The following is a 26,017-nucleotide window of genomic DNA, read 5'->3' as shown; positions in this document are numbered from 1 at the left end:
AGATGAAATATCTTATCGTCGGTCTCGGCAATAAAGGAGATGAATATACAGAAACCCGGCACAATGTCGGGTTTAAAGTTGCTGAGAAAATTGCAGAAACTATTGAAGCTCCTTTTAAATCTTCCAATTTTGGTCTTTTGGCTGAAGGCAAATATAAAGGCCGGAAAGTATTTATTCTAAAGCCCGATACTTATATGAATCTTTCGGGAAACGCCGTGAAATTCTGGCTTCAGAAAGAAAATATTCCGGTCGAAAATCTAATGATTGTTACCGACGACCTTTCTCTGCCTTTCGGGACTCTTAGGATGAAAATGAAAGGCTCAGATGCCGGTCATAACGGTTTGAAAAGCATTCAGGAGCAGCTGCAGACTCAAAATTACCCACGCCTTAGATTCGGTATCTCCGCAGAGTTTCCTGAAGGTAAGCAGGTAGATTACGTGCTTGGAAAATGGACAGAGGAGGAAAAAGAAAAACTTCCCGAAAGAATCGAGAAGTTTTCTAAAGCATGCCTTTCCTTTGTTTTCGCAGGCATTCAGAATGCGATGACCGGTTTTAACGGTAAATAATTACAGCCACGTGACCACGCCACTTTCTACACAATAGTTGGCGCCAACAATCTTTATGCAGCCTTCTTCTTCAAGTTTGCGCAGTGTAGCACTTTGCGAACGGATATCCGCAATGGTACGTTTTATATTGCAGACATTCAGCCTTTCTAGAAGATCGCTGTTCGATGAAGAACGTTCTTCACCGTCCTGTATCACTTCATTTATACATCCTTCGAAATTATTGATCAGATGGTTTAGGTTTTCCATGCCGGCAGGTTCGATGGCGCGTGCGTCCAGGCCGCCTTTCAGCGCACCACATTTGCTGTGACCCAGTACTACGACAAGTTTCGACCCGGCTACGTTACAGCCAAATTCCATGGAGCCCAAAATATCTTTATTTACAAAATTTCCGGCAATACGGATGCTGAAAATATCGCCCAAACCCTGATCAAAGATCAGTTCCGCTGAGGTACGGCTGTCGATACAGCTCAAAATCACGGCAAAAGGCCACTGTCCTGCGCGGGTGTCATTCACCTGTTCGAGCAGGTTGCGGTTCATTTTAAGGTTTTGTACAAAGCGCTGGTTACCTTCCTGTAAAAATGTAAGTGCCTTTTCCGGAGTTGTGGTTGATTGGGTTTCTAATGTATGTGCTTTCATTAATTTAATTCTAATTATTGTTCTTAATATTTTAAATTGCTCTTCTGTGTGCGATGATCACGTGGGAATCTTCGTCCTCAGCGTATTCGCGGTAAGACGTCTTGAAGCCGAGCAGTGTCACTTCAATATCCTCTTCTTTCGCTCTGATGTTGGCAAATTCCTGAATCATATCCAGAATGTCGGTCGCGATGTAGGACGTTGAGCGTGCATCAATACACACTTTTGAGTTTGGTCTTACATTTTTAAGTGTTTTCTTGATGGCTGCTTTATTCAGAAATGAAACTTCCTCGGCCAGTTTAATATTGATATCATCGGCGTCATCCAGATCTTCGCGGCTTAGATAATAAGCTCTCTTCATATTTCCCTGCAGGATATAGAAAACTGAAATCAGCAATCCGATTCCCACACCTTTTAAAAGGTCTAATGAAACTACTGCGATCACGGTGGCGATAAACGGGATAAACTGATATTTGCCTTTATGCCAGAAGTGCATGATGGTTGCGGGCTTCGCGAGTTTGTAACCTACCAGAATCAGAACTGCTGCAAGTGTGGCAAGCGGAATTAAATTCAAAATAAACGGTATTGAAAGTACGCAGACCAAAAGCAGCACGCCATGAATCATCGTCGAAGTCTTGGAGGTAGCTCCGGCGCCCGCATTTGCGGAACTTCTCACTACAACCGAAGTCATCGGAAGGCCGCCAATCGCGGCGGAAAGCAGGTTTCCGATACCCTGCGCACGGAGTTCAAGATTGGTATCTGTAATCCGGCGGTGCGTATCGAGGCGGTCTGAAGCTTCAATACAAAGAAGCGTTTCAATAGATGCCACAATCGCGATTGTTGCACCGACGATCCACACTTTTGGATTTAGAAAACCGTTCAGATCCGGGAAAACCAGCATATTTGTAAAGTCTGCCGCGGTTTGCGGAACCGGAAGCGAAACCAAATGCTCAGGTCCGATCGCTAACGAACTTCCGGATACGACGAAAATATAATTGAGCAGAATGCCAGTTGCTACGGCTACAAGCGCTCCCGGAATCATTTTGATTTTCTTTAAAACCGGAAATTTGTCCCAGGCCACCAGTATTGAAACGGAAACTAAAGTGACAATCACCGCACCCATGTGAACTCCAGATGCTAGTTGCCCGAAATAAGCCGGATTGAAGCCGTTTTCAAACAGTGTTTCTTTGGTCTCGAAACCGTCTGTGAAACCGAATGCGTTCGGGATTTGGGTCAGAATAATAATGATTCCGATACCGGCGAGCATTCCTTCAATCACATTAGTTGGAAAATAGTTTGAGATACTTCCTGCACGCAAAAAACCGAGAATCAGTTGGAGCATCCCGGCGATAAGTCCGGCACACAGAAACAGCTCAAACGCGCCAAGATCTGTAATGGCTGTGAGAACGATGGCTGTGAGGCCTGCGGCAGGACCGGTGACAGAGATGTTGGAATTACTTAAGTAACCAACGACAATGCCGCCAATGATTCCTGCGATAATGCCGGAAAGTGGCGGTGCGCCGGATGCCAGTGCAATTCCTAAACATAGAGGAAGTGCGACAAGAAAGACGACGAGGCCGGAAGGGAAATTTTCTTTAATTCCTCCGTATATAGATTTTGCTTTTTTCATTTTAGAAAAAGTAGTATAATGTAAAATACTGCGAATGAGTATAGTACGTTGTTGAATGATAATTTTTAATCACAGATTTGCGTCCGTTTCGGTATGGAAACAGCTGCAAATACACTCGGAGAAAAAATTATGCTTCCGGAGGTGGAGAAAATATAGTGAGGAAAGGCGAAAGATGAACAGAATCATCAGTCCAGAGGAAAGATTTGCTGTTCTGGTCAGCCTGGAAAAATTTCAGAAAATCATGGACATTCAAAGTGTCCGGAATGGTCTTTTCATTAATAACCAACGGCGAATGCTGGCTTTCTTCTTCGGAGATGATCACATTAGTCGACGGCAGATCCCATCCGAACGCGCCGGCAATACTTGGTAAAGCCATAAAGTTCAGGAAGACCGTCAATGTAATGATACTCCAAATTTTCATTTTGTTCTGTCTATGTTCAGATGAGGTTTTTATTTTTTTTCTTGCTCATCACCCAATCAGAATTGGTAAGGTTGTAAATCTTCTGAATATCTTTCAGTGTACTCTCAAAGTCAATTTCAAGATCGATTATCTTACCCGTTCGGAGGTCGAAAACCCAGCCGTGAACGATAGGATATTCATCTACCAAATATTCTTCCTGTACAACCGCCATTTTTGTCACGTTGATGCACTGCTCTAAAACATTGAGTTCCACAAGCCTATCATAACGTTTCTGCTCGTCATCAATCGCATCCAATTCTAGCTGATGTATCCGGTACACGTCGCGGATGTTGCGCAGCCATGGGTTCAGGATGCCCAAATCTTCGGGAGTCATCGCTGCCCGAACGCCACCGCAGCCGTAATGTCCGCAAACGATGATGTGTTTCACTTTCAGATGCTGTACCGCGTATTGTATAGCTGAAGTTACATTCAGGTCGAGGCTGTTCACCAGGTTCGCAACGTTTCTGGAAACGAAGACTTCGCCCGGTTTCAGACCCATCATCTCTTCCGCCGAAACCCGACTGTCCGAACATCCAATGTACAGATAATCAGGATTTTGTGAGCTTGAAAGTGTTTTGAAGAAGTCTTTGTCTTCTGCCAGTTTACTTTCAACCCACTTTCGGTTATTCTCAAATATTACTTCGTAAGATCTTTTCATATTGGGGCTAATGAACCTGTTTTGATTGCCGGTTTCGTGCAAAAGCACCGCTCCGAACGCGCACAAAAATAAAAATTAGAATTTAAAACGGGCTAAAATTAACAAGATTTAATACAAAAAAATTACGTGTAACAGTAGATCAATCCGCAATTTTATTACTAATGTAGCCTTCAGTTGCGGCCGGATTTGGAATGATGGTCGCCGGGTTGCCGGTTACTACAGAATCATTCGGTACATCAAAATTTACGTAAGCGTTCGGTGCAATTAATACATTATTTCCAACCGTTATATTACCGACTAAAACAGCATTAGGCCCGATCCATACTTCGTTTCCGATGGTGGGTACGCCCTCTTTTTTTCCGCGGTTGGCCTGCGCGATCGTCACACCTTGCGCGACGTTGCAGTTACGACCTATTTTCGTTTTTGGATTGATAACCACTGCGCCCCAATGTCCCAGGTAAAAACCCGCCCCGATCTGCGTTTCCGGATAAATCTGGAAACCGTATTTTATCTGATGATGACGCAAAACCAGTCGCCAAAACATTCCCAGAATTGAATTTTTCGGGTGACGCTGGGTTTTCCTTAAAATGTAAATGAAATGAAGATTCGGGTTTACGCATTTCATCCAGATGCCCGGTGTATCAAGCATTTTGCCGCTTTCGCGGTAGAAATCTTTCTGGATGATATTGTTTTTCGGCATCAGAGCAAAGTTAGCAGATATTTCGAATCAGAGCCCGTCTATGATATCCATAATTTCCCGCACCGAGTTTTCAAGGCTGAATGGCAGCACATGATTGTTGAGGTTTTGCTGAAATTCGAGGAAGATTTCATGATCCTGCAGCGCTTTCTTTAAGCCTTCATACAGGCCTTCTTCAGAATTTTCTACGATCAATCCGAGGTTTCCATTTTCTAAAATCTCACGCGCACCCGAAACATCCGTGGCAATGATGTTCTTTTTTAAAGTCACGGCTTCAGACAGTACAGTCGGAAAGCCTTCATATCGGGAACTGAGGACGAAAAAATTAGCCGCCTTTAGGTGTGGATACGGATCGTTTGAAAAGCCGGTCATTTCTGCATAATCGCCTAAATCAAGGTCTTCTTTAAGTTTTTTAATCTTTTCAAAATCATATCCGTCGCCGATAATTTTCACATTGAAACTAAAACCTTCGTCCAAAAGTCTGCGCTGCACTCTCAACAGACGGTCAAAACCTTTCTGCGGAAAAACGGTACCGATTGCCACGAATGTCGGCACGTTGGATTTGGCAATTTCTAAAGGTTTCCCCGCGCTGGCGATGACTTTCTCCGTGTCGAGCGGGTTGTAGATCCTCAAAATTTTCTGTCTTTCAAAATCGTTTCGCGCCAGTTTTTCAAAATCGTTTTTAATATGTTCAGAAATCACCAGAATTTTATCAAATCCAAAAAACTTCCGGATTTCAGCGTCGTTATAATTGTGAAAATGCGTTTTGCGCAGGTCATTGTGAATCCAGACGATTTTCTTTGAAGATTTCAGAGGCGAATTTAAAATATCATCGCGCATACCATGGATAGCCGCAAATTCAATATCATACTGTTTTCCATTCAGGATGCTTTTGTACAGGACTTTCGGAAATTTTTTTAAAAATGCCTGATACACTTTTCTGTAAACTTTACGAGGCAAATCCTGCGTGCGGTTCGTGGTAATCATTTCGCCTTTATTCAGGTACAGAACATTTACAAAAGCAGGAACTTCGCCTAAATATTTTCCCGAATATAGATTCAGCAACAGGTCGATTTCATATTTTTCCCGCGGCAGATTGTTTAGAAAAGTGACAAGCACTTTTTCCGCGCCACCATGCCGCAGCGAACCGATTCGGATAAGGATTTTCTTTTTTGCCACAGATCAATCTAAAGTTTGGTAAGCATTAATCAGAAGTTTTTCAATTTCGCGGAAAATCTTTTCGTTATCAAATTGACTGTCAATATTCAACAGATTCTTTTGAATTCCGGAAACCAGTTTTTTGTCAGTAAGGAATTCGCGCATCGCTTTATATAATTCGTCGGCGTCGTAGCGAACCAATGAACCGGTTTCGCGGTTTTTAATCATTAATCCCACATCACCGGTATCAGTCGCGATGATGGGTTTTTGCAGAATCAGCGCCTCCGCAATCACCAGTGGCCAAGCCTCCGACTCGCTTGGCAATATGAAAAAATCAGCGTTTTTGATGTAAGGATACGGATTCATTTGGTTGCCGGCGAGAATGAAAGTTTCTTCCACATTAAGCTTTTTTCGCTGTTCGAACAGGTTTGCGCGTTCTTCGCCGTCACCGATGATCATTACCGCATGCTGAAAACCTTCCAAAATAAGTTTCGCGTGCGCTTCCATCAATTTGTGGAAACCTTTCCGCGTATTCAGCCGACCGACCGCCACAAAAACCGGTGCTGACGGCATTTCCGGAACAAACGCATCAGCTTTTCGCCGAATTTCTGTGGTTGAAACTGCATTCGTAATCACGCTTTCGGGCGGATACGCAAGGTTTGGATGCTCACGGTGCATCAGTTTTCTGATATTTTCTGAGCAGTACACCATATGATCGAACTGCGGGAACTGCTTCAGAATCTGCGGAACCAGGACTGCTAGTTGCCTTTCGTTGATTTCGGAATGAAACCAGCCTATTTTTTTTGATTTTTTGTTGGATGAATTCAGCACCGGTTCAAAATCGTTGTACGTCATCGCAATTTCGATGTCGAAAGACTTTTTCAAATAATCACGGTCAATTATCTGCGGGTTTCGGCGCAGGTTTTCGAGTTTCAATCGCCTTGCCACCAGTTGTATTTTTTGAATTAAAATATTTCCGGACAGGTCTTCCCTGCCTTTGGCCAAAACCACTTTGCGAATGTGCGTCGGTATCTCATTGCGGAGTTCGCCCTGATTTAAATTCAATAAAACCGTCAATTCAAACTTCTCCGGATCCAGGTTTTCAAGCAGACTCAATAATACTTTTTCCACGCCGCCCATTTCCATGGAACGGTGTCTGAAGAGGACTTTAATCTTTCGGGTAGGAGGCATGCGTATATTTGGCTTTAAAAACATGGAATTTAAAGAAAATAGATCAAATAATCTATTTTTATAAAAAAACCTCCACAAATGACTGAATTGCTTTATGAAAGTGACAAAAGCTACGATGGCCGCATGTGGGCTTACCACGAGCTTTTCGCTCATCTGCGCAGCGGCGGGGTTTTAATCAGCGATGATATCGGTGATAATGCTGCTTTTAGAGACTTTTGCGAAGCGAATGATATTCAGCCCGAAATCGTTAGTTTTGAGGGTAAATACGTTGGGATTTTCATTAAGCATTGACATTACTACAAACATTTAAAAACATTTCATTTTCCGCATCAAGCGTTTTATTGTAGTGTTTTCTTTTTTATAAATGAATTCCGGAAAATTAGAAATGTCACCTGGCCTGACGCCATAGATTGTATCCAAACCCCGTTTGGCCGCTATTTCCGAAAGTACCCGGTGCCAACTTTCATTCTTTGTTTTTTCTAAATCTTTGCTGTGCGAGAGTCCGCCGGAATGAAGTCGATAATAATACAACGGCTGCGGAATATATTTAAAATCGCCTTTCTCATAAAGTTTCAGGATCAAATCCTGGTCTTCAGCCACGCGGAGCTCAGGATTAATTCCATCCGTAAGGTTGTACACCGATTTACGAAACGTAAAAAAATGCGCCACCTCGAAATGGATGTTAAAGAAGAGCGCTTTTCCGTTGCGGACCTTTGCCGTATTCGGGAAGATTTTCGTTACATCAAGGTTTTCGTCGCATAAATACAGTTGCGAATAGGTTGCAACCGTCTTTTCATCGAAGTTGTTGATGCTTATTTCGAGCGCATTTTCGTGAAGTGCGTCATCCGGATCCACGAAACCGCAGATTTCTCCTTTCGCCAGCTCCACGCATCGTCGTTTCGTAAAACCTACGCCACGGTTTTTGTCATTCCTGTAAACCTTAATTTTCGAATTTCCTTCGGTAAATGCCTGGATTTTTTTAAAAGAACCGTCCGTAGAACAGTCATCAACCAGAATAATCTCGAAATCGCGGTAGGTCTGTGCGCAGATACTTTCGTAGCACTTTTTGAAGTATTCAAAATGATTGTAATGCGGGACAAGAACCGAGAATAGCATAAAACTTTAAATGTTTTTTATTGATTGATTTTGGTTGGCAACCACCACCGAATTTGCGGGCACGTCTCTGTGTACCACGCAACCTGCGCCCAATATTACATTGTCGCCTATCGTGACACCTTTCAGAATGACACAGTTGGCGCCCGTCCATACATTATTGCCGATTTTTACTGGAGCAGTGTTGAACTCGGTTTTGGAAACTGAAAATGGCTCAGAAGTATGCTGATGATTGTGGTCGAAAATTTTCGAACCTTCGCCGAACAGGCAGTTTTCACCAATCTCGATGCGTTCCAGGCAAGTGATTGTGGAGCGTGTGATGTATGTCCCGCGACCTACCGAAAAACTTGTCCGCGGTTTCACGGTAAGCAGATTATATTCATTGATCGTGACGTTTTCCGCAATCTGAATTTTGGCTGAAGGGTCAATGCCAATTTTATTGTGCGTCCCAAGCCGGAAACTGCTGTGTACATCGCTTTCCGGGTTTACCGAAAACTGCTGCCGCTGTGCGTCAGCCCGTAGCCTGTGCAGAATTTCGTACAGCTTCGAAACGGATTTGGCGAGTAAACTTTTTATCATCCTGTGTGCATTGGTGGTGCAGACAAATCTAAGAATTTGAAAATATAATTAAGTATTTTTGACGAAATATCACACAGATGCTGCCTTTGGTTACCGTTTCGATCCCGCTTTTCCGCTGCGAAGATTTTATTGTCAAATGCCTTGAATCGGTACGTGTGCAGTCTTACCCAAACATTGAAGTAACGCTGATCAATGACCAAACGCCGGATAAAAGTGTTGACATTGCAGAAAGTTTTATCCAAAAAAATCAGTTAAAAAACTGGAGAATCATCCATTTAGAGCAAAATTCCGGGCTTTCGGTGGTAAGGAATAAAGGAATCGAAACTGCCCGCGGGAAATATCTTTTTTTTCTTGACAGTGACGATTATTTAAAGGAAAACAGCATAGAACTGCTCGTTGAAACCGCCGAAAGGACCGGCGCTGAAATGACCGTCGCGCAACTCGAATGTGAGCAGTTGAAATCAGGTGAAAAATCGATCTGTATCCCGCTGTTGTCAAATCAGGAAGTGATTGAAGGTAATCTTTCGGTGATGAAGGCTTTTGCAGACGGCGACTTGGTGACTTACGCTGTTAATAAGCTAATGCTCACGGAGTTTCTTCGCAAAAATGAACTTTGGTTCGTGCCCGGTCTTTTTGCGCAGGATGAACTGTGGACTTTTCATACCATGCTCAAACTTAACAAAATAGCACTGCGAAAGGAGCTGACATACACGTATGTTTTGCATGAAAAATCGGTGATTCACAACCGAAACAGGCGGCATTTTGACAATTGGGCGACAATTATAGAACATTTTACACAGTCTTTAAAAGTAACAAAAGACCCGCAAATCCGCAATTTTATCCGCACGCACATTGTGAATTATAAAACGATGACTTTAGTGATGAACTGGAAGGCAAAACAGGACGCGCGAGAATGGCTTTACAGTTTCGGGCTGTACAAAAAGTACCCAAATCTGCGCTTAAAAGATTATTTCAGTCCCCGTTTCAGCACTTCAGTGAAGAAAAAATCCATCAAATTGGCGCTGCCGCCGGCTTTGGCTGTACAGTATTTCCGTTGGATGTATTACCGCTGATCATTTTTTCATTTGATAAAAGCGGCTGAAAAGGTTGTAGGCTGACAATAAAATTTGGTGATAGAACCGAATAAAACCATTAAAGTTTTTAAATAAAACCGGCCGGTCAATTTCACTGAACGCGGTTCGGAGACGTTCATTTTGTCTGTAAGATTCCTCAGCGGGCAATTCTTTGCGAAAATGCTGGAAGGCTTTCATCGCATCGATCAGATTTTTATACGCAACCCGCTCAAAAACTTCCTTCCTTTCATTGTAGATGCCATGGTTTTTAGCGAAACTGCGCATATACATATCGGTGACCACCAGATCGGTTTTCTTTATGTTAAATGATTTAGCCGAAGAATCGGGGTGGACAAAATGTGTGTAAATACCGCTGCACGAGCCAATTAGTTTTACGTTTTTCAGGATTAATCTCTCCACGATCTCATCTGCGTTCAAAAGTTTTTCCGTAAACCTGAACGAAACCTTTTGGAAGACTTCACGGCGATAAATTCCACGGAAATGGAAATCATAACGTCCCACCGTAAGCCGCAGCGCATCTTCGCCGCTGATCTGGTGTGGAACAAAGGCGGACTCGGTATCGAGAAGCTGATGGAGCGAATAGATGTTTTTAATGTTTCCATCGTGAAATACGGTTTTTACAATCATTCCGACCATCCCGAGATCAGGATTTTCTGTAAAAATCTGAACGCCTTTTTCAATAGCATCTGCGGAAAGCAAATCATCGTGATCGAAAAGCATCACCAAATCACCTGTGGCAACGTCCTGTCCGGCCGCTTTTGCATATTGCGCGGTTCCTTCGTTGGGTTTATCAATGATTAAAATACGTGAATCTTTTTCAGCATACATCTTCAGCTGTGTGAGTGTTTCATCTTTAGAACCGTCATTTACGCAGATCAACTCGAGATTGTGGTAGGTTTGGGCAAGTAAACAATCCATCGCACGATGTACAAAGTTCCCCAGTGAAACTGAGTTGTAGAAGGTGGTGATGACGGAAACTTTGGGTTTCATTTAATAGAAATTTAAATTGGCAACGCCGAATGACCTTTTTATTTTAATTTTTGCAGCACAGCGCGGATTTTTGCGATGTTTTTTTCATTGCTCATTACAGAGCAGTAATCGTCTTTAATCCTTTGTGCAAAAGATTCAAGTACGTCAGGGTTATCGTAGAGGTAAATGATCGCGTTGGCCATTTCATCGATATCGCGGTTGATAAAGATTCCGTTTACGCCATCCTGAATCACCATTGCCGGCAGCCCGATAAACGTGGAAACCGACGGAATATTCGAAAGACTGGCCTCACAAAACATCGTTGGCGCACCATCGCCACTGGACGCGATCACCGCAAGGTCCACATCATTATAAAACTCGATCATTTCTTCGTAAGGCGCATCAAATGAGGTCTTGAGGCGTATATTTCGGCCTGTTGCCAACACTTTTTTCACTGCTGGTTCGATGATTTCGAAAAACCCTTTCACGGGCCGGTGCGGATTTCCTGTCCAGCCTAAAGTGAAAACTTCACTTTTGACTTTCTTAAACCCGAAACATTCTTCTTTATAGATTCCGAGTGCAAATTCAAGGTTCGGTGTGTACTGTTTGTACGCATTGATGAGATTATCGTTGGCCAACAGAAGGAAATCGTAGTGTTTAAGGTACTTTTCAAAAAATTCTGCGCGGGAAAGCGCATTTACATTCGTTCTTGTTTTAATGTCGAACTCGGGACCAAGATGCGGAAAACAATCATTAAAAATTCCTACTAAATTTTTAGTTCCTTTAAACGGGATCTCCGAGCTGTACTGGAAGAAATATGCCATCGAAACGACATAATCGAAGTGTAATTTTTCGGTTTCAGTACTTTCATCATTGAATGCAACCACTGTGTTTTTTGTAAACCTTGGGTAAGAATAGTTGCCTGAGGGATGTATGAACTGTACTTTCCGCTTTTCGCAGGAAACCACTTTAAGAAGTTGGAAACGAACCGTGGAAATTAAATTCCATATGAAAATCTGAAACTGATTTGTTTTTTTTAATGCTTTAATTCGGTACGGTTCATTGCAGACATAGTAGCAAATGTATTCGTCCGCTAATTTCAGTGACCAGGATTTTACCATGAAGTAAAAAGCCCAGTCTTTGAAATCGACTTCGAACAGAATAGTTTTTTTCATACAGATAGTAAAAGTAACTAAATTTGTACATACATGAAATTCACCATTTTCACACCTACATTCAATCGTGCACATTTGCTGCCCCGCCTGTTTGAGAGCCTTACACAGCTCGATTTCAATGATTTTGAATGGGTGATTGTGGATGACGGTTCTACGGATGTAACGAAAAAAGTAGTTTCAGAATTTATTTCAAATTCAAGCTTTCCAATTCGCTATTTTGAGCAGGAAAATCAGGGGAAACATGCGGCGACTAATCTCGGTGTGGAGCACGCTGAGGGCGACTTTTTCTTCATCGTAGACAGTGATGACTGGTTGCCGGCAGAAGCTTTGTCTGTTGCACTGCGATATATAGAGCGTATTCAGTCTTCTGAAATTGCTGGAATTGCCGGCAAACGGTCTTTCGGTGACACAATGCACGATTTTCCCTTCACCGAGCGCGTCAGTACGCCGCTGGAGATGAGGTACCGGTTTAAAAATAATTTTGACTTAGCGGAAATCTACAAAACTGAAGTACTTAAAGAATTTCCTTTCCCGGTTTTTTCAGGCGAAAAGTTTATAACAGAATCGCTCGTCTGGTTTAGAATTGCCTCAAAGTATCAGCTTCTTTATTTTAATGAATTTATTTATCACTGTGAATATCAGGCAGATGGGCTTACGGATAATTACCGCAAGCTGATGGAAACCAATCCGAAAGGTTCACTGCTCTATTTTGGTGAGTTGCTGACTTACAGTATTCCGGCCGATGCAAAAAAGACCGCCGCCAGGAATTTCAATTCCATTGCGAGACTCAATGGTCACAGCCAGATTTGGGTCTTATGGAAACTAGGTTTCCGCAATTATCTACGCATTTTTAGCTGAAATTTCTTTAATGATTTCGCTCATTTTTTCTGCCCAAACTTGCCAGTTCAGTTCCTCTTCATACTTATGGCGAGCATTTTCCGAAAGTTCTTTGAGACGCACTCTTTTATTTAATATTTCGCGCTCGATCAGGTTGGCATAATCTTCCGCGGTTGCATTTTCGGGTAAGAGAAAGCCCGTTTTTCCGTGCTCAACAATCGAGGGAACACCGCCGGTATCAGTGCTTATGACGGGCAAGGAGAATCCAGCGGCTTCGCAAAAAGCAATCGGAGAACAATCGGTGCGCGTGGGCACAAACATAAAATGGGCTTCGGACAGGTGACGTTCTATTTCGGCCAGTTCGCAGGGATAATTTTTATTTAAAAACGGAATGATTTCTACAAATACTTCCTGCACATCAGGCGTGCAGCCCATAATCTTAAATTTTAAGTCATAGCCTTTTTCGTGCAGAATTTTTACGGCTGCAAGTGCGATATCGCCACCTTTCCGTTCCCAGCCGACACCCGAAAACAAGATGTTTAATGATCCGGAATAATCTTTTTCCAGCAATGCAAAATGGGGCACGCGGAGGTTTGCTCCAAACTTTACGACGGAAATCTTTCGGGAGTGGATTCCGTAGGTTTTATGCGCATCGTTGGCGGCCCAATCCGACGAAAATACGAGCTGCTTAGCGTTATTGAATGCCTTTTCTTCAAGCAGGCGTGTGATTTTTTTTGAAAGCCAGCCCATCCCCATAAAGCCGGGATTATAACCAATCAGTTTATTAAAAGTTCCGTCATTTAGGTACAGTATCGGTTTATTAATGTTTAAAAAAGCGATTTCATTAATGTAGGTTGGGGAAAAAAGCAGGTCGTAATCTGTGCTTTGAAGGATTTTTTGGGTTTTTTTGGATGCGAGGAAAGCTTTTAAAATAAAATGATGAGAATTGAAGCGCCTGCGGAATGTGCGTTCGTAAATATTGTGAATGGAAGCAAATATTTTTTCCTCACTTGCCGAAAATTTCCCGGTTGGCATCCAGACAATATCAAAGCCCTGCGCCTGTAGGGATTCGTACATCTTGAACATGGTCCCGGACCAATGCCGCCGGTCCTCAAGTGGCTGGCTGCTGAGAAAAGCGATCCTTAATGCTGCCATTTTTTGATTATATAAATTGTGAGGATTTTGTACTTCTTTAAAATCCAAAACAGGAATTTCGCGGCTGTCATTATATTCCTCTTTTTTATTGCTAAACTGAAACCCAGCCGGCTGCGCGAAAATATCTGCCAGTCTGCGAGAATTTTTATTTTACCCTTATAATACTCACCGATTGTTTGGTCTAAGGTGTTGTGCCGCAAATCTTTATTTAAGTTGTGGCCGAACGAAATACCCTGTTCGTGACGACGGTACGCAGACATTGTACGGCTGATACCGATCAACTTTCCCGTGGTAGAGGCTGCCAAAAAAAGAATAGTGTCAAAATACAGCAAATTCGGATCCCGGACTGTGACTTTAAAAGCGTCAGATTCAAGTACATCGCGGCGCATCACCACCGAGGCGGTGTGGATAATCCAGTGACGATAGATTTCGGTAGCAGAAAATTCACGGTCCTGGATTTCTGCAAATATTTTTCCGTCATACTCGCTATGCGTCGAAACGTTGATGACCTGGTGAAATGTCAGCGCACAATCCGGGTTTCCGTCCATCAGTTTTAGCTGCACCGAGAGTTTCGCGGCATCGGTCCAGTAGTCGTCACCTTCACAAAATGCGAGAAATTCGCCGGTCGCCTTTTTCAAAGCAAAATAGAAATTAGGCGTGGCGCCAAGGTTCTTTGGATGGTTGAAGTATTTGACTTTAAAATTTGCCGGTGCGTCCGCAATCTTTTGCCGGATTTTCGCGTCTGTATTGTCGGTGGAAGCATCATTACAGATAATCAGCTCGATATTACCTTCAAAATCCTGCATGAAAATACTTTCCAGGTTTTTTCCGATAAAATCCTGGTGGTTGTAGGCGAGGACGATGATGGAGACTTTAGGATGCATCAGAATGGGATTTTGCCGCGCAGGTTTTTAAGAAGACCGAACCTTTCATAAAAATAGCCTAAAATGGCAGCACGGCCCAGATATTTATAATAATTCCGGATGATATAGTGGTCTAAAATCAAATGTTCGTTGATGTTTTTGCGCCGGTTTTGTTGGGTGGTCTGTTCAGGATGAACGCGGAAACGCACCAGTTTTTCATTGATCAGCACGATGTTGAAATTGCGAAGCAAGCGCAAATTATATTCTAAATCAAGAAGTTGCCGCAGCATGGGATTGTGCAGACCCGTTTTCAGATATGCGCTTTTGCTCACAAAACCCGCGACCGGCTCGCCAATGAAATTGTGGCTTAGCGCTTTTTTTTTACCAATCAGTTTCAGGTCTTTCTTCGAAAATACCATATAATCAGCAAGGTCCGGCAGGATTCGCTTCTGAAGATCTGCAATGTAGGAGGTGTCTGAAATGTCCTTTCCAATAGAATCAATTATCATCCGTTTGCAAAAAAAGACATGTTCGCCCGTTTTCTGTTGGACTTTTAAGAATTCCTCAAGACAGTTTGGTTCTAAAATGTCATCCTGAAACAGAAATTTTATCCATTCGCCAGTGGCTTTTTCAATGCAGTGATCCCAATTGGCGCCAATTCCGGCAGGCTCATGTTTAAAAATAGAAACAGGAAATGGAGCCTGTTGTTTAAAATTTTCCGCGATCTCTAGCGTGGCATCCGCGGATGCATCATCAGAGATAATGACCTCAATGTTTTTGTACGTCTGCTTGGTCACCGAATCCAGGGCTTCCTGCAAATATTTTTCGCCGTTGTAGGTGGGTATGCAGATTGAGATTAAGGCATTTTCCATAGTTTCAAGTTCGATAACAGAGAATATTCAGCTGTTGATTAAACGTTGACGGTTTTTCACCACAGTATGGGAACTTGATGGTCTCGCCTGCTAACCTGATGTAATACTGAAAGCCTTTTTCTTTCAGTACGTTTAAGATTTCGCCTAAATTCTGGGGTTCGCCAATAAGACCATGATATTCCAGAAAAAGATTTTGCACATGATGAAGATGGTCTGCAATATCGAAAAAGACAGTGTTTTCCGCTCCTTCAATGTCGATTTTTAGAAAATCGACCTTTCTATTCAGGAATTTTTTCAGATCGACAGTCTCAATCTCAATGATGTCGTTTTTATTGCTGAAATCGGTAACCACAGATCCCGCGAGAGCACCTTCAGAAAAAAATTCCAGCGTAGTTTCCTCCGTCCAGACAGCCTTTTTTTCGATGGTTACATTTTCGAGACTATTCGTATTTCTTTCGAGAATTTTAAAAATCTTCTCATCAGGTTCAAAAGCGACAATTTCAGAATCGGGAAATAACCTTTTAAAATAAAGAACGCTCAAACCTATGTTTGCACCGCAGTCTATGATGTACGGGGTGGGACTTTCTGAGGTGAATTTGTATATTTCTTCCTTAAAAATTTCGTCAACAGAGTGAATTAAAGAAGGGCCGTGCGAAAATGAAAACGGTTGTCCGAAAAGGCTTGCCTCACCGGGCACAAATTCGGGAAAAGCTAAAATTCGTGCGTGTTCTGCGGGGGTAAGTCCGGTTTTGTGATCCATCACGTGCCGCAAATTTTCCTGGTAGCGTTCTTTGCGGTAAACCTCCCAAAGTTTTTTCAGCTTATTTATCATATTAATCCCATTTATATCTTCCGAAAACCGATCCATAATCATATTCGCCGTGTTTTGCTAAATATGAATTGGGGTCGGTCACGACAAATTTGCACACATCTTCTACCATGTCAAGTTGGGCGATTTTGGGTTGGTTAATAAACGCCTGAATCGAATATTTGCCGCGGACAAGTGTTTTAGGTTCGATGGTAAGCGTCATGTATTCACTTATATTTTCGCGTTCGCAGGAAAATATTCTTCGTTTCCGGGAATCGAGTACGGTCACAAAGAAACTTGCTTTCGGAGGCGGTCCGTTCATACTGAGACTGAATTTAAAATTGATGGGTTCGTCATAAGTAAACTCATTGGAAACCCCTCCGCAATCCCGGGTTACTTCGATCTGCTGAATGAATATGGCCTTGTGGGAATTATTGCCTGTGTTTAAATAGATTGCATCATCATTATCAGCATTGAGGTACGTCGCAACAGTGTCGCGTATGGTGCCGATGTGCTCTACAATGCCCTTGTTCAGTAAGATGCCCGTATTACAAATCTGCGAAACCGCATTCAAATCATGACTCACAAACAAAACCGTGCGTCCTTCACCTTTGCTCACGTCGCCCATCTTGCCCAGGCATTTCTTCTGGAATTCTGCATCGCCAACGGCCAATACTTCGTCCACAATTAAAATTTCTGATTCTAAATGCGCCGCGACAGCAAAAGCCAGACGCACATACATGCCGGACGAATATCTTTTTACCGGTGTATCGATATATCTTTCAACGCCTGAAAAATCGACAATCTCATCGAATTTGCGCGTGATTTCCTTTCGGGTCATCCCTAAGATCGCGCCGTTAAGAAAAATGTTTTCGCGACCCGTCATTTCAGGATGAAAACCGGTGCCTACCTCGAGCAGTGAGGCGATACGGCCGTTGGTATAAATTTTTCCTGTGGTGGGTTTAGTGACTTTACTTAAAAGCTTCAGAAGAGTGGATTTTCCTGCACCGTTCCGGCCAATGATCCCGACAGCATCGCCCTGCTCAATTTCAAAACTGATGTCGCGCAGTGACCAGACGTACTCGGATTCTGCTTTCGTCGCACGGTCATTGGTTTCCCCGATTTTGAGATACGGGTCATCCTTCCCGCGCACTTTGTGCCAAAATCGGTTGAGGTCATGCGAAAGCGTACCTGTCCCGACCTGCCCGAGGCGGTATTGTTTCGAAATATTTTCAGCTTTTAATGCAAGCATTCTTTATTGTTCAAATTTGTTTAATGGTTCGGTTGTTCAATTTTGTTCAAATGTTCAATAGTTCAAAGTTTTAATTTCTGGATAAGACTTTCACCATTCACTATTTACTTTGCTCTTTACACCGAATCCATGAAACTCTTCTCCACTTTATTAAATATGACGGTGCCAATGGCCAGCAGCGCAAAGATGATAGTAGAACTCACTGCAAGCAGTATCGCCGAAAAATCACCGGAGCCGAGCCAGCCATATTTAAAACATTCAAAAATTCCGGTGAGTGGGTTATAATAGGCGAGTTTTTTCCAGATTCCGGATAAGGCTGAAAGCGGATAAACCACTGGCGTGGCATACATGTAAAGGCTCACGCCAAAGCCCAAAAGCATCTGCAGATCGCGGTATTTAGTGGTAAGAGCCGAAAAAATCATCCCCATGCCGAGTGCGAAGCAACCCATTAAAAAAATTAAGAAAGGTGTAGCCAAAACCCAAATATTTGGTTGTACTTCACCTTGAATTAAATAGTAAATAAAAACAATAAGGAACAGCAGAAATTGTACGCCAAAGCGCATCAGATTGGAAATCACGATGGTCAGCGGCATCACGAGTCTCGGGAAATATACTTTTCCGAAAATTGCTGCATTTGAGGTGAAAACGCTCGATGCGCCGGTAAGACACGAGGAAAAATAGTTCCAGAGCGTAACGCCGGCAAGGTAGAAAAGAATTTTTGGGACGCCATCTGTTGAAAGATTGGCGATGTTTCCAAAAATGACGAGATAGACAACCGTCGTGAGAATCGGGTTGATGAAAAACCACAGCGGCCCGAGTACTGTCTGTTTGAATCCGGCCACAAAATCACGCTTAACGAACATGTAGACTAAGTCCCGGTAGCGCCACACCTCGCTCAGTTTCAGGTCAAATAGCGAGTGCTGCGCCTCGATGGTTTCCGTCCATTGTTGCTGAGGTTGTGTCATTTGTGTTTAATGATATTTAACCAAAAATAGTTTTATTTAATGAAATTTGGCTAAGTTTCGTGCGTCCGATAAGAACTGATGTGATGAAAAGCGGTACGTAAAGCCGTATTTCGTATAAAATTCCGGAGTAAATACATATTAAAATGTACGGTGCTGAAAGGACATGGAACATCAAGATCCTTCTTGCGCACCCTGTGTTTTTCGCGATGAGCAGCGAGAAAACCAGAAAAGTAATCCAAAAAACCAGACCCAGCAGATTCTTTGGCTGTGTAAAATTTTGGATCAACAAATTTCCATCGTTCGTGGTAAAATCTTCGCTAAACATCCGCAGACCAAAATAACCTGAAACGAAAACACCAGCTAAGATCAGCACAGGAACTTTTGTGTCTTGCCGAAGTCCGTTTTTAGCGTATAAAAGCGTGGCAGCAATCGAAACAGAAAGCGCCGCAGTTTCTCTGTTCAGGGTTGAAAGTGCTAAGATTAGGCACAATGAGACGAGATTTTGCGTGTTTTGTAGGTTTAAAAATTTTAGGAGAATATAAAAGAATAGAATAAGAAAGAAATAACTTGAAACATCGTATGGAACGATCACGAATTGTGATAAGGAAATCGTGAATATGATTAATCCGTTGATCAGCGTTTTCTCGGTTTCGGTGGCTTCGAAAGATTTTGATTCTGAAATCAGCGTCAGCATGACCGCCGAAAGCATCAGGAAAAACGTGTTCAGAAGATAAAAACTGAGGTAAAATAGCGGCTCAGATTTTGGGTCTAAAAATTTTAGTTTAAATATTTCAGGATCGAGGTTGAATGACTGAAAAACTTCGTAAACACCGATCAGCAGCCAGCCGCTTAATTTTCTGTACTGATAGATGCCCGAACTGAACTGTTGTTCAAATTCCTGAAAATTGAGGATTTTCGAAGAATAGATATTTGCAAAAGAGAAATAAACAAACGTGCTGACGACAAACGCCAGCATCGCCATGAATAAAGCTTTTCCGAATAAATTTAATTTCAAATTGTGTGTTTTAGCTTATTTTATGGTTTTCCGCCCGATCGATTTATAGAAAAACCCGGTACTTTCCACCTGTTCAAGGGCGAACATATTCCGGCCGTCAAAGATTGCTTTATTTTTCATCTGTTCCGCCATCATTTCGAAATTCGGGTTTTGGAATTCACTCCATTCAGTGGCAATAAGCAGACAATCAGCGTCTTCTAGCGCCGAATACATGTCGGTAGCGTATTTTATTTTATCACCAAGGATTTTTCTTACGTTCTGTTCGGCAATCGCGTCATAAGCTGAGATTTCTGCTCCTTTTTCGAGCAGCAATCGGATATTGTCAAGTGAGGACGCTTCGCGGATGTCATCGGTGTTTGCTTTAAAAGCAAGTCCCCAAACGGCGATTTTTTTGTCCTGAAGATCACCGTCGAAATAATTTTCGATTTCCGAAACCAAAATAATTTTTTGATTTTGATTCACTTTTTCGGTCGCTTCCAGAAGCCGAAAATTAAAATCTTCTTTTTTGCCCGACTTAATCAAAGCTTTCACATCTTTCGGGAAACAACTTCCGCCATAGCCGATGCCCGGAAACAGAAACCGGTGCCCGATTCTATCATCTGAACCCATACCGAGACGCACTTTATCTACATCGGCGCCTACTTTCTCGCAGTAATTTGCGATTTCGTTCATGAAGGTGATTTTCACGGCCAGAAACGAGTTTGCGGCATATTTGGTGAGTTCCGATGATTTTTCATCCATGAAAATAATCGGAATCCCGGTATTGGTGAAAGGCTGGTAGATTTTCGACATGATTTCACGTGCCTTCTCAGATTCACTGCCGACGATCACGCGGGCGGGATTCATTGAGTCTTCCACGGCAAAGCCTTCTCTTAAGAATTCGGGGTTTGAAACTACGTCAAAAGGTACGTCTGTCACTGCCGAGATGGTTTCGCGGACGGTGTCTGCGGTACCCACCGGAACTGTGGATTTGTTGACAATGACTTTGTATTCGGTCATCGCTTCACCTATTTTTTCGGCCACATTCAAAACATAAGAAAGGTCTGCGGATCCGTCCTCACCCGGCGGCGTAGGAAGCGCGAGATAAATCACTTCGCTTTTCTGCAGGGCTTCGTTCAGATTGGTGGTGAAAAACAGCCTGCGGGACTGGATGTTTCTCAAAAACATCTCTTCAAGCCCGGGTTCATAGATCGGAACTACGCCCTGCTGCATGGCTGCAACCTTATCTTCGTCGATGTCCACGCAATAGACGGTATTTCCAAGTTCAGCGAGGGTAGTCCCCGTTACCAATCCTACATAGCCCGTACCTACAATTGTAATATTCAAAATAAAATTCTTTAAAACATGCAAATATAATTAAATAGACGGCGCTGCGGTACAGCCCGTTAAGGTTTTATAATCTGCAAAAATTTTGTCTGATAGCCAAAAATGTGTATATTTGCACCGGATTTACGGATAATAATGAAAAGGCTTTCGAAAGAACGCCTTTTTTCGTAACCTACATGAAATTATGGAATTTAGAAAAAGAATTGAAGAATTGCTTCACACTTTTTTGGCGGAAAGAGAAGACCTTTTTTTGGTAGATCTGAAGTTTTCTGCCGCTGACGATATCACGGTGATCCTTGATGGTGACAATGGCGTAACGCTCCAAGACTGTCTGGATGCGAGCCGCGCGATCGAGTTTAATGTGGATCGTGAAGAGCACGATTTTTCATTGCAGGTGATGAGCGCCGGACTGAGCGAACCGCTTAGTACGCCTCGTCAGTTCCGGAAAAATATCGGGCGCGAACTTGATTTATTAATGACAGATTCAAGCGAGATCACGGGTGAATTGAAAGAAGTGGGAGAAGATAAAATCATTTTGACATTAAAATACCGCAAACCAAAAGAAATTGGTAAAGGGAAGACAGATGTGGTGGAAGACAGGGAAATTCTGTACACCGACATCAAAAAAGCACTGGTAACGATTAAATTTTAACAATAAAGATGGAGCCGCAGAGGCCTCATTCTATATCACTTATAAATATGGACGGTTTAGCATTAATAGAAGCATTTGGCGATTTCAAGGAGGAAAAAAGCATCAGTAAGATCGACCTGATGGCGATCATTGAGGACTCGCTGAAGACTTTGCTGAGAAAAAGATTCGACTCAGACGATCATTTTGATGTGATCGTGAATCCTGATAAGGGAGACTTTCAGATATTTTTGAATAAAACCATCGTAGAAGACGATATGTCTGAAGATGACGACCTGGAAATAGAAATCTCTGAAGCTAAAAAAATTGACCCAACCTTTGAGGTGGGCGAAGATTTTACGATTGAAATCCCGATTGAAGGTCTGGGACGCCGCAGCATTCTTACGCTGAAGCAGATTTTAGCTACAAAACTTCAGGAGCATAACAATGCGATGCTCTATGAAGAGTTCCGCGACAAGATTGGCGAAATAGTTGTAGGTGAAGTTCACCACATCCGTCACAAACATGTGATTTTGCTTGATGATGAAGAGAATGAGTTTATTTTGCCTAAAGAAAACCAGATCCCGTCTGATTTCTTCAAGAAAGGTGAAAACATCCGCGCGATCGTAGAAAGTGTAGATTTCAAAGGCGCAAAACCGCAGATTATCGTTTCAAGAACAGCACCGAAATTCCTCGAAAAACTGCTTGAGCTTGAAATTCCGGAGATTCAGGATGGTACCATTATACTTAAAAAAGTAGTGCGGATCCCGGGTGAGAAAGCGAAGATCGCTGTAGATGCCTATGACGACAGAATTGATCCTGTAGGAGCATGTGTAGGTGTGAAAGGTTCAAGGATTCATGGCGTTGTACGTGAACTGAAGAATGAAAACATCGACGTGATCCAATGGTCAAAAAATCCTGAGATCATGGTTAAAAGAGCCTTGGGTAATGTCACCATCAACAAGATCGACATCAACGACGAGACCAATTATGCAATGGTATATACGCCGGTTGACGAAATTTCAAGAGTGATCGGAAAACAGGGTCAGAACATCCGTTTGGCATCTTGGTTAAGCGGTTATGAGATTGATGTTTACAGAGAATCTGCTGAGGATGATGACGTAGAACTGAAAGAATTTGCCGGAAGTGAAGAAGGCGATATCGAACAGTGGATCATCGATGAATTCGAGAAAGTAGGACTTACTACTGCGAAAAGTGTGCTGGATAAAGACACAGATGCACTTCTGAAAATGGTTGACTTGGAAGAGGAAACTATCGAGGAAGTAAAACAGATATTGAAGGAAGAGTTTGAGGATTAAACTTCCAAAAAAACCCGGTAACGTTAAAATAGGTTAACTTTACCAAAAATTAAAACAAAAGTTTACATTATACATGTCCAAAATTAGATTAAACAAAGCGGTAAAGGAATTAAATATCTCAATCCCAAGACTTGTAGAGTTTCTGCAGTCTAAAGGAATGGAGGTAGACAATAACCCGAACGCTCAATTGGATGAATCAGCATATTCTGCACTGAAAGCGGAGTTCGCGAAGGACAGTGAGCAGCGTAAAGCCTCGCACGAGGTGGTGATCACGAAGGTTCCCGAAGAAAAACTGGAAATAGAGCCATCTAAGCCAGAAATCATTCGCGCCAGAACCACCGCCCGTCCCGAAACCAAAGTTTTGGGCAAAATAGACCTCGAGCCTAAGAAGCCTGAAGCTCCGGTTGAAAAACCTGTCGAAACACCAGCTGAGAAGCCGGTTGAAGAGGTTACTCTGCATACGCCTGCGGCGGAAAAGCAGGAATTTAAAGTTCTTGACAAGATAGATCTTTCACAGATCGAAAGCGGCCGTACACGTACAGCGCCGAAGGAAACTCCGAAGGAGGAGAAACCGGCTATAGAAGAAGTGAAGCCACAACCTGTAGAAGAAGCACCAAAACCTGCTGCTGAGCCCGAGAAAGCTCCGGCCGATCCTTCAGTTCCTGAGAAGATCGAAACTGTTTATCAGAAGCTGGATGGTGTGAAAATTCTGAAAGAGACTGTGGACCTTTCACAGTTCAACAAACCAAAATCTTCAAGCGCGGCAGCCAAGAAGAAAAGAAAAAGAATTGAAAAACCTGCAACACCGGGCACCGGAACAGCTGGTACTCAAGGTAACAGACCACAAGGGCAGGGCGGCAATCGCGGTCCCGGTCAGGCTGGTGGAAACCGTGGTGGCCAGGGTGGAAACCGTCCGGGAGGCCAGGGTGGAAATGCCGGACGTGGTGGCAGCAGACGCGGTGCACCTACAATGCCGGTAGAACTTACCGATGAGCAGGTAAAGAACCAAATTAAAGAAACACTTGAAAAACTTACCAATAAAGGCGGTAAGAACAAGGGTGCTAAATACAGAAAAGAAAAACGTGTATACCGCCGCGAGCAGGACGAACTGCAGCAGGAAATGGATGCAGCGGACAGAACTCTGAAGGTAACCGAATTCATTACTGTTGGTGAATTGGCCAGTCTGATGAACGTCAGCCCGACAGAAGTGATTTCAGCGTGCTTCTCTCTTGGCGTAATGGTAACCATGAACCAGCGTCTGGAAGCCGATACACTTCTGCTTGTAGCTGACGAATTCGGATACAAAATTGAATTCTCTGATGCGGATCTTGAAGAATCGGCGATCGAAGAAGATACAGATACTGAGGAAGATTTGTTGCCACGTGCACCTATTGTTACCGTAATGGGTCACGTAGACCACGGTAAGACTTCCTTACTCGATTATATCAGAAAGACAAACGTAATCGCTGGTGAATCTGGGGGTATAACGCAGCACATCGGTGCATACAATGTTCAGCTCGAAAACGGTCAGCGAATCACGTTCCTGGATACACCGGGTCACGAAGCCTTTACCGCGATGCGTGCGAGAGGTGCGCAGATCACCGATATCGCAATTATTGTGATAGCTGCGGATGATGATGTGATGCCTCAGACCAAAGAAGCGATCTCTCACGCACAGGCGGCGGGAGTTCCGATGATCATTGCGTTAAACAAAGTAGATAAGCCAAACGCGAATCCAGATAACGTACGTCAGCAACTTTCTTCGATGAATGTACTCGTAGAAGAATGGGGTGGAAATGTACAGTCTCAGGAGGTTTCAGCTAAGTTTGGTAACAATATGGATGCGTTGCTGGATAAGGTTTTGCTTCAAGCAGAAATGCTCGAATTAAAAGCTAATCCAGACAAGAACGCCCAGGGTGTAGTAATTGAAGCGTCACTTGATAAAGGTCGTGGATATATTTCTACTATCCTTGTACAAAGTGGAACACTGAAGGTAGGTGATTATGTTCTTGCAGGTAAAAACCACGGTAAGGTAAAAGCAATGCTTGATGAGCGTGGTAAGCCTCTTGAATCTGCCGGTCCATCAATACCTGTTACGATTCTGGGACTCGACGGTGCGCCGACAGCTGGCGATAAATTCCGCGTGTTTGAAGATGAAAGAGAAGCGAAAAGTATCGCCACTAAGCGTGAACAGCTTCAACGCGAACAGTCTATCCGCACCAAGAAGCACCTTACGCTTGATGAACTTGGCCGTAGAATTGCCCTTGGCGACTTCAAGGAACTTAACATTATCCTTAAAGGTGACGTGGACGGTTCTGTGGAAGCACTTTCAGATCAGTTGCAAAGTCTTAGCACAGAAGAGATCAGCGTGAACATCATCCATCAGGGTGTCGGTCAGATAACCGAGTCCGACGTGTTGCTTGCAGCAGCTTCGGATGCTATTATGATCGGCTTTAATGTACGTGCCGGTGTAAATGCGAAAGACCTTGCTGATAAAGAAGAGATTGAGATCAGAACATATTCTGTAATCTACGCTGCTATAGACGATGTAAAAGAAGCGATGGAAGGTATGCTTTCGCCGGAGATCAAAGAACAGGTAATCGGTAACGTAGAGATCCGTGAAGTGTTCAGGATTTCGAAAGTTGGCTCTATTGCAGGTTGTATGGTCTTGACCGGAAAGGTGACACGAAACTCCAAAATCCGTTTGCTGCGTGATGGAATCGTGAAATTTGATGGTGAACTGGAAAGCTTGAAGCGTTTCAAAGACGATGTGAAAGAAGTAACGAAAGGCTACGAATGTGGTTTGAACATCAAAGGATACAACGATATCGAAGTTGGTGACATCCTGGAAGTGTATGAAGAAGTTGCTGTGAAGAAGAAACTCAAATAATAAAATTGACATATAAATAGGAGACCTGCTGAGAAGCAGGTCTTTTTTTTAACTAAAACCTATTTTAGAATTATTTTAAATTGCTTATTGTCTTAATATGAGAAATCTAATTTAACGGTCAGAATTGAACTTAAAATTACGGAATTATTAATGTTTTTGTGATT

Annotated in this window: 26 protein-coding genes; 7 read left to right on the top strand and 19 right to left on the bottom strand. The window is 42.9% G+C overall.

Features of this window, described 5'->3' with window-relative positions; all coding sequences use genetic code 11:
- The first annotated feature begins 2 nt into the window (after nt 1-2).
- Nucleotides 3-566 (top strand): aminoacyl-tRNA hydrolase, encoded by a 564-nt coding sequence (gene pth, locus QEP06_RS06000; RefSeq protein ID WP_285269501.1) that lies wholly within the window; start codon nt 3-5, stop codon nt 564-566.
- Here pth and QEP06_RS05995 read toward each other — a convergent pair whose 3' ends face one another.
- From QEP06_RS05995 to QEP06_RS05965, 7 genes are all read right to left on the bottom strand, one after another.
- A complete protein-coding gene (locus tag QEP06_RS05995) occupies nt 567-1,202 on the bottom strand; it encodes a carbonic anhydrase (protein ID WP_285269500.1) in 636 nt (211 codons plus the stop codon). It abuts the gene before it with no gap.
- 31 nt (nt 1,203-1,233) lie between these two features.
- A complete protein-coding gene (locus tag QEP06_RS05990; protein WP_285269499.1) occupies nt 1,234-2,829 on the bottom strand; it encodes a SulP family inorganic anion transporter in 1,596 nt (531 codons plus the stop codon).
- 127 nt (nt 2,830-2,956) lie between these two features.
- Complete coding sequence (locus QEP06_RS05985) at nt 2,957-3,250, bottom strand: hypothetical protein (RefSeq protein ID WP_285269498.1); 294 nt, start codon at nt 3,248-3,250, stop codon at nt 2,957-2,959.
- 16 nt (nt 3,251-3,266) lie between these two features.
- Nucleotides 3,267-3,947 carry a carbonic anhydrase gene (locus QEP06_RS05980; RefSeq protein ID WP_251832766.1) on the bottom strand — a complete coding sequence of 227 codons (681 nt, stop codon included), beginning with the start codon at nt 3,945-3,947 and terminating at the stop codon, nt 3,267-3,269.
- A 139-nt stretch (nt 3,948-4,086) separates the two neighbouring features.
- On the bottom strand, nt 4,087-4,647 hold the full coding sequence (locus QEP06_RS05975) for a serine acetyltransferase (RefSeq protein ID WP_285269497.1): 561 nt from the start codon (nt 4,645-4,647) through the stop codon (nt 4,087-4,089).
- Nucleotides 4,648-4,674: 27 nt separating this feature from the next.
- Nucleotides 4,675-5,823 carry a glycosyltransferase gene (locus QEP06_RS05970; protein ID WP_285269496.1) on the bottom strand — a complete coding sequence of 383 codons (1,149 nt, stop codon included), beginning with the start codon at nt 5,821-5,823 and terminating at the stop codon, nt 4,675-4,677.
- A 3-nt stretch (nt 5,824-5,826) separates the two neighbouring features.
- Complete coding sequence (locus tag QEP06_RS05965) at nt 5,827-6,993, bottom strand: glycosyltransferase (RefSeq protein WP_285269495.1); 1,167 nt, start codon at nt 6,991-6,993, stop codon at nt 5,827-5,829.
- Between the two features lie 78 nt (nt 6,994-7,071).
- Here QEP06_RS05965 and QEP06_RS05960 point away from each other — a divergent pair, with 78 nt between their 5' ends.
- Nucleotides 7,072-7,284, top strand: a complete 213-nt coding sequence (locus QEP06_RS05960; protein WP_285269494.1) for a hypothetical protein — start codon at nt 7,072-7,074, stop codon at nt 7,282-7,284.
- A gap of 15 nt (nt 7,285-7,299) precedes the next feature.
- On the opposite strand, the gene QEP06_RS05955 is transcribed toward QEP06_RS05960, so the two are convergent.
- Nucleotides 7,300-8,109, bottom strand: a complete 810-nt coding sequence (locus QEP06_RS05955; RefSeq protein WP_285269493.1) for a glycosyltransferase family 2 protein — start codon at nt 8,107-8,109, stop codon at nt 7,300-7,302.
- Between the two features lie 6 nt (nt 8,110-8,115).
- The gene (locus QEP06_RS05950; RefSeq protein ID WP_285269492.1) at nt 8,116-8,685 is read right to left on the bottom strand and encodes an acyltransferase; all 570 of its coding nucleotides are present in this window, start codon (nt 8,683-8,685) and stop codon (nt 8,116-8,118) included.
- 77 nt (nt 8,686-8,762) lie between these two features.
- On the opposite strand from QEP06_RS05950, the gene QEP06_RS05945 reads away from it, so the two are divergent.
- Nucleotides 8,763-9,758 carry a glycosyltransferase gene (locus tag QEP06_RS05945; RefSeq protein WP_285269491.1) on the top strand — a complete coding sequence of 332 codons (996 nt, stop codon included), beginning with the start codon at nt 8,763-8,765 and terminating at the stop codon, nt 9,756-9,758.
- Here QEP06_RS05945 and QEP06_RS05940 read toward each other — a convergent pair whose 3' ends face one another.
- Nucleotides 9,759-10,769: a glycosyltransferase family 2 protein gene (locus QEP06_RS05940; RefSeq protein WP_285269490.1), complete on the bottom strand. Its 1,011-nt coding sequence runs from the start codon at nt 10,767-10,769 to the stop codon at nt 9,759-9,761.
- Between the two features lie 38 nt (nt 10,770-10,807).
- Nucleotides 10,808-11,923 carry a glycosyltransferase gene (locus QEP06_RS05935; RefSeq protein WP_285269489.1) on the bottom strand — a complete coding sequence of 372 codons (1,116 nt, stop codon included), beginning with the start codon at nt 11,921-11,923 and terminating at the stop codon, nt 10,808-10,810.
- A 33-nt stretch (nt 11,924-11,956) separates the two neighbouring features.
- On the opposite strand from QEP06_RS05935, the gene QEP06_RS05930 reads away from it, so the two are divergent.
- Entirely contained in the window at nt 11,957-12,781 is an 825-nt protein-coding gene (locus QEP06_RS05930) for a glycosyltransferase family 2 protein (RefSeq protein WP_285269488.1), read from the top strand.
- Here QEP06_RS05930 and QEP06_RS05925 read toward each other — a convergent pair.
- The 8 genes from QEP06_RS05925 to QEP06_RS05890 form a co-directional block, all read right to left on the bottom strand.
- Nucleotides 12,764-13,915, bottom strand: coding sequence for a glycosyltransferase family 4 protein (locus QEP06_RS05925; protein ID WP_285269487.1), 1,152 nt, complete (start codon nt 13,913-13,915; stop codon nt 12,764-12,766). The genes QEP06_RS05930 and QEP06_RS05925 overlap by 18 nt on opposite strands.
- Nucleotides 13,903-14,799: a glycosyltransferase family 2 protein gene (locus QEP06_RS05920; RefSeq protein ID WP_285269486.1), complete on the bottom strand. Its 897-nt coding sequence runs from the start codon at nt 14,797-14,799 to the stop codon at nt 13,903-13,905. The genes QEP06_RS05925 and QEP06_RS05920 overlap by 13 nt, the downstream gene beginning before the upstream one ends.
- On the bottom strand, nt 14,799-15,650 hold the full coding sequence (locus QEP06_RS05915) for a glycosyltransferase family 2 protein (protein ID WP_285269485.1): 852 nt from the start codon (nt 15,648-15,650) through the stop codon (nt 14,799-14,801). The genes QEP06_RS05920 and QEP06_RS05915 overlap by 1 nt, the downstream gene beginning before the upstream one ends.
- Nucleotides 15,651-15,654: 4 nt before the next feature.
- Complete coding sequence (locus tag QEP06_RS05910) at nt 15,655-16,482, bottom strand: FkbM family methyltransferase (RefSeq protein ID WP_285269484.1); 828 nt, start codon at nt 16,480-16,482, stop codon at nt 15,655-15,657.
- A gap of 1 nt (nt 16,483) precedes the next feature.
- Nucleotides 16,484-17,710, bottom strand: coding sequence for an ABC transporter ATP-binding protein (locus tag QEP06_RS05905; protein ID WP_285269483.1), 1,227 nt, complete (start codon nt 17,708-17,710; stop codon nt 16,484-16,486).
- Nucleotides 17,711-17,826: 116 nt separating this feature from the next.
- Nucleotides 17,827-18,675: an ABC transporter permease gene (locus QEP06_RS05900; RefSeq protein ID WP_285269482.1), complete on the bottom strand. Its 849-nt coding sequence runs from the start codon at nt 18,673-18,675 to the stop codon at nt 17,827-17,829.
- A gap of 16 nt (nt 18,676-18,691) precedes the next feature.
- A complete protein-coding gene (locus tag QEP06_RS05895) occupies nt 18,692-19,690 on the bottom strand; it encodes a hypothetical protein (protein WP_285269481.1) in 999 nt (332 codons plus the stop codon).
- Between the two features lie 15 nt (nt 19,691-19,705).
- Nucleotides 19,706-21,016: a UDP-glucose dehydrogenase family protein gene (locus QEP06_RS05890; RefSeq protein ID WP_285269480.1), complete on the bottom strand. Its 1,311-nt coding sequence runs from the start codon at nt 21,014-21,016 to the stop codon at nt 19,706-19,708.
- Between the two features lie 184 nt (nt 21,017-21,200).
- Here QEP06_RS05890 and rimP point away from each other — a divergent pair, with 184 nt between their 5' ends.
- The 3 genes from rimP to infB all read left to right on the top strand — a co-directional run bounded on the left by rimP (nt 21,201) and on the right by infB (nt 25,853).
- Nucleotides 21,201-21,668, top strand: a complete 468-nt coding sequence (rimP, locus tag QEP06_RS05885) for a ribosome assembly cofactor RimP (RefSeq protein ID WP_285269479.1) — start codon at nt 21,201-21,203, stop codon at nt 21,666-21,668.
- A 47-nt stretch (nt 21,669-21,715) separates the two neighbouring features.
- Nucleotides 21,716-22,963: a transcription termination factor NusA gene (nusA, locus tag QEP06_RS05880; RefSeq protein WP_285269478.1), complete on the top strand. Its 1,248-nt coding sequence runs from the start codon at nt 21,716-21,718 to the stop codon at nt 22,961-22,963.
- Nucleotides 22,964-23,036: 73 nt separating this feature from the next.
- On the top strand, nt 23,037-25,853 hold the full coding sequence (infB, locus tag QEP06_RS05875; protein WP_285269477.1) for a translation initiation factor IF-2: 2,817 nt from the start codon (nt 23,037-23,039) through the stop codon (nt 25,851-25,853).
- The last annotated feature ends 164 nt before the right edge of the window (nt 25,854-26,017 follow it).

It is taken from the genome of Kaistella rhinocerotis, from assembly GCF_030243905.1.
GTDB classification, from domain to species: Bacteria; Bacteroidota; Bacteroidia; order Flavobacteriales; family Weeksellaceae; genus Kaistella; species Kaistella rhinocerotis.
This window is presented reverse-complemented; position numbering and strand designations above follow the sequence as displayed.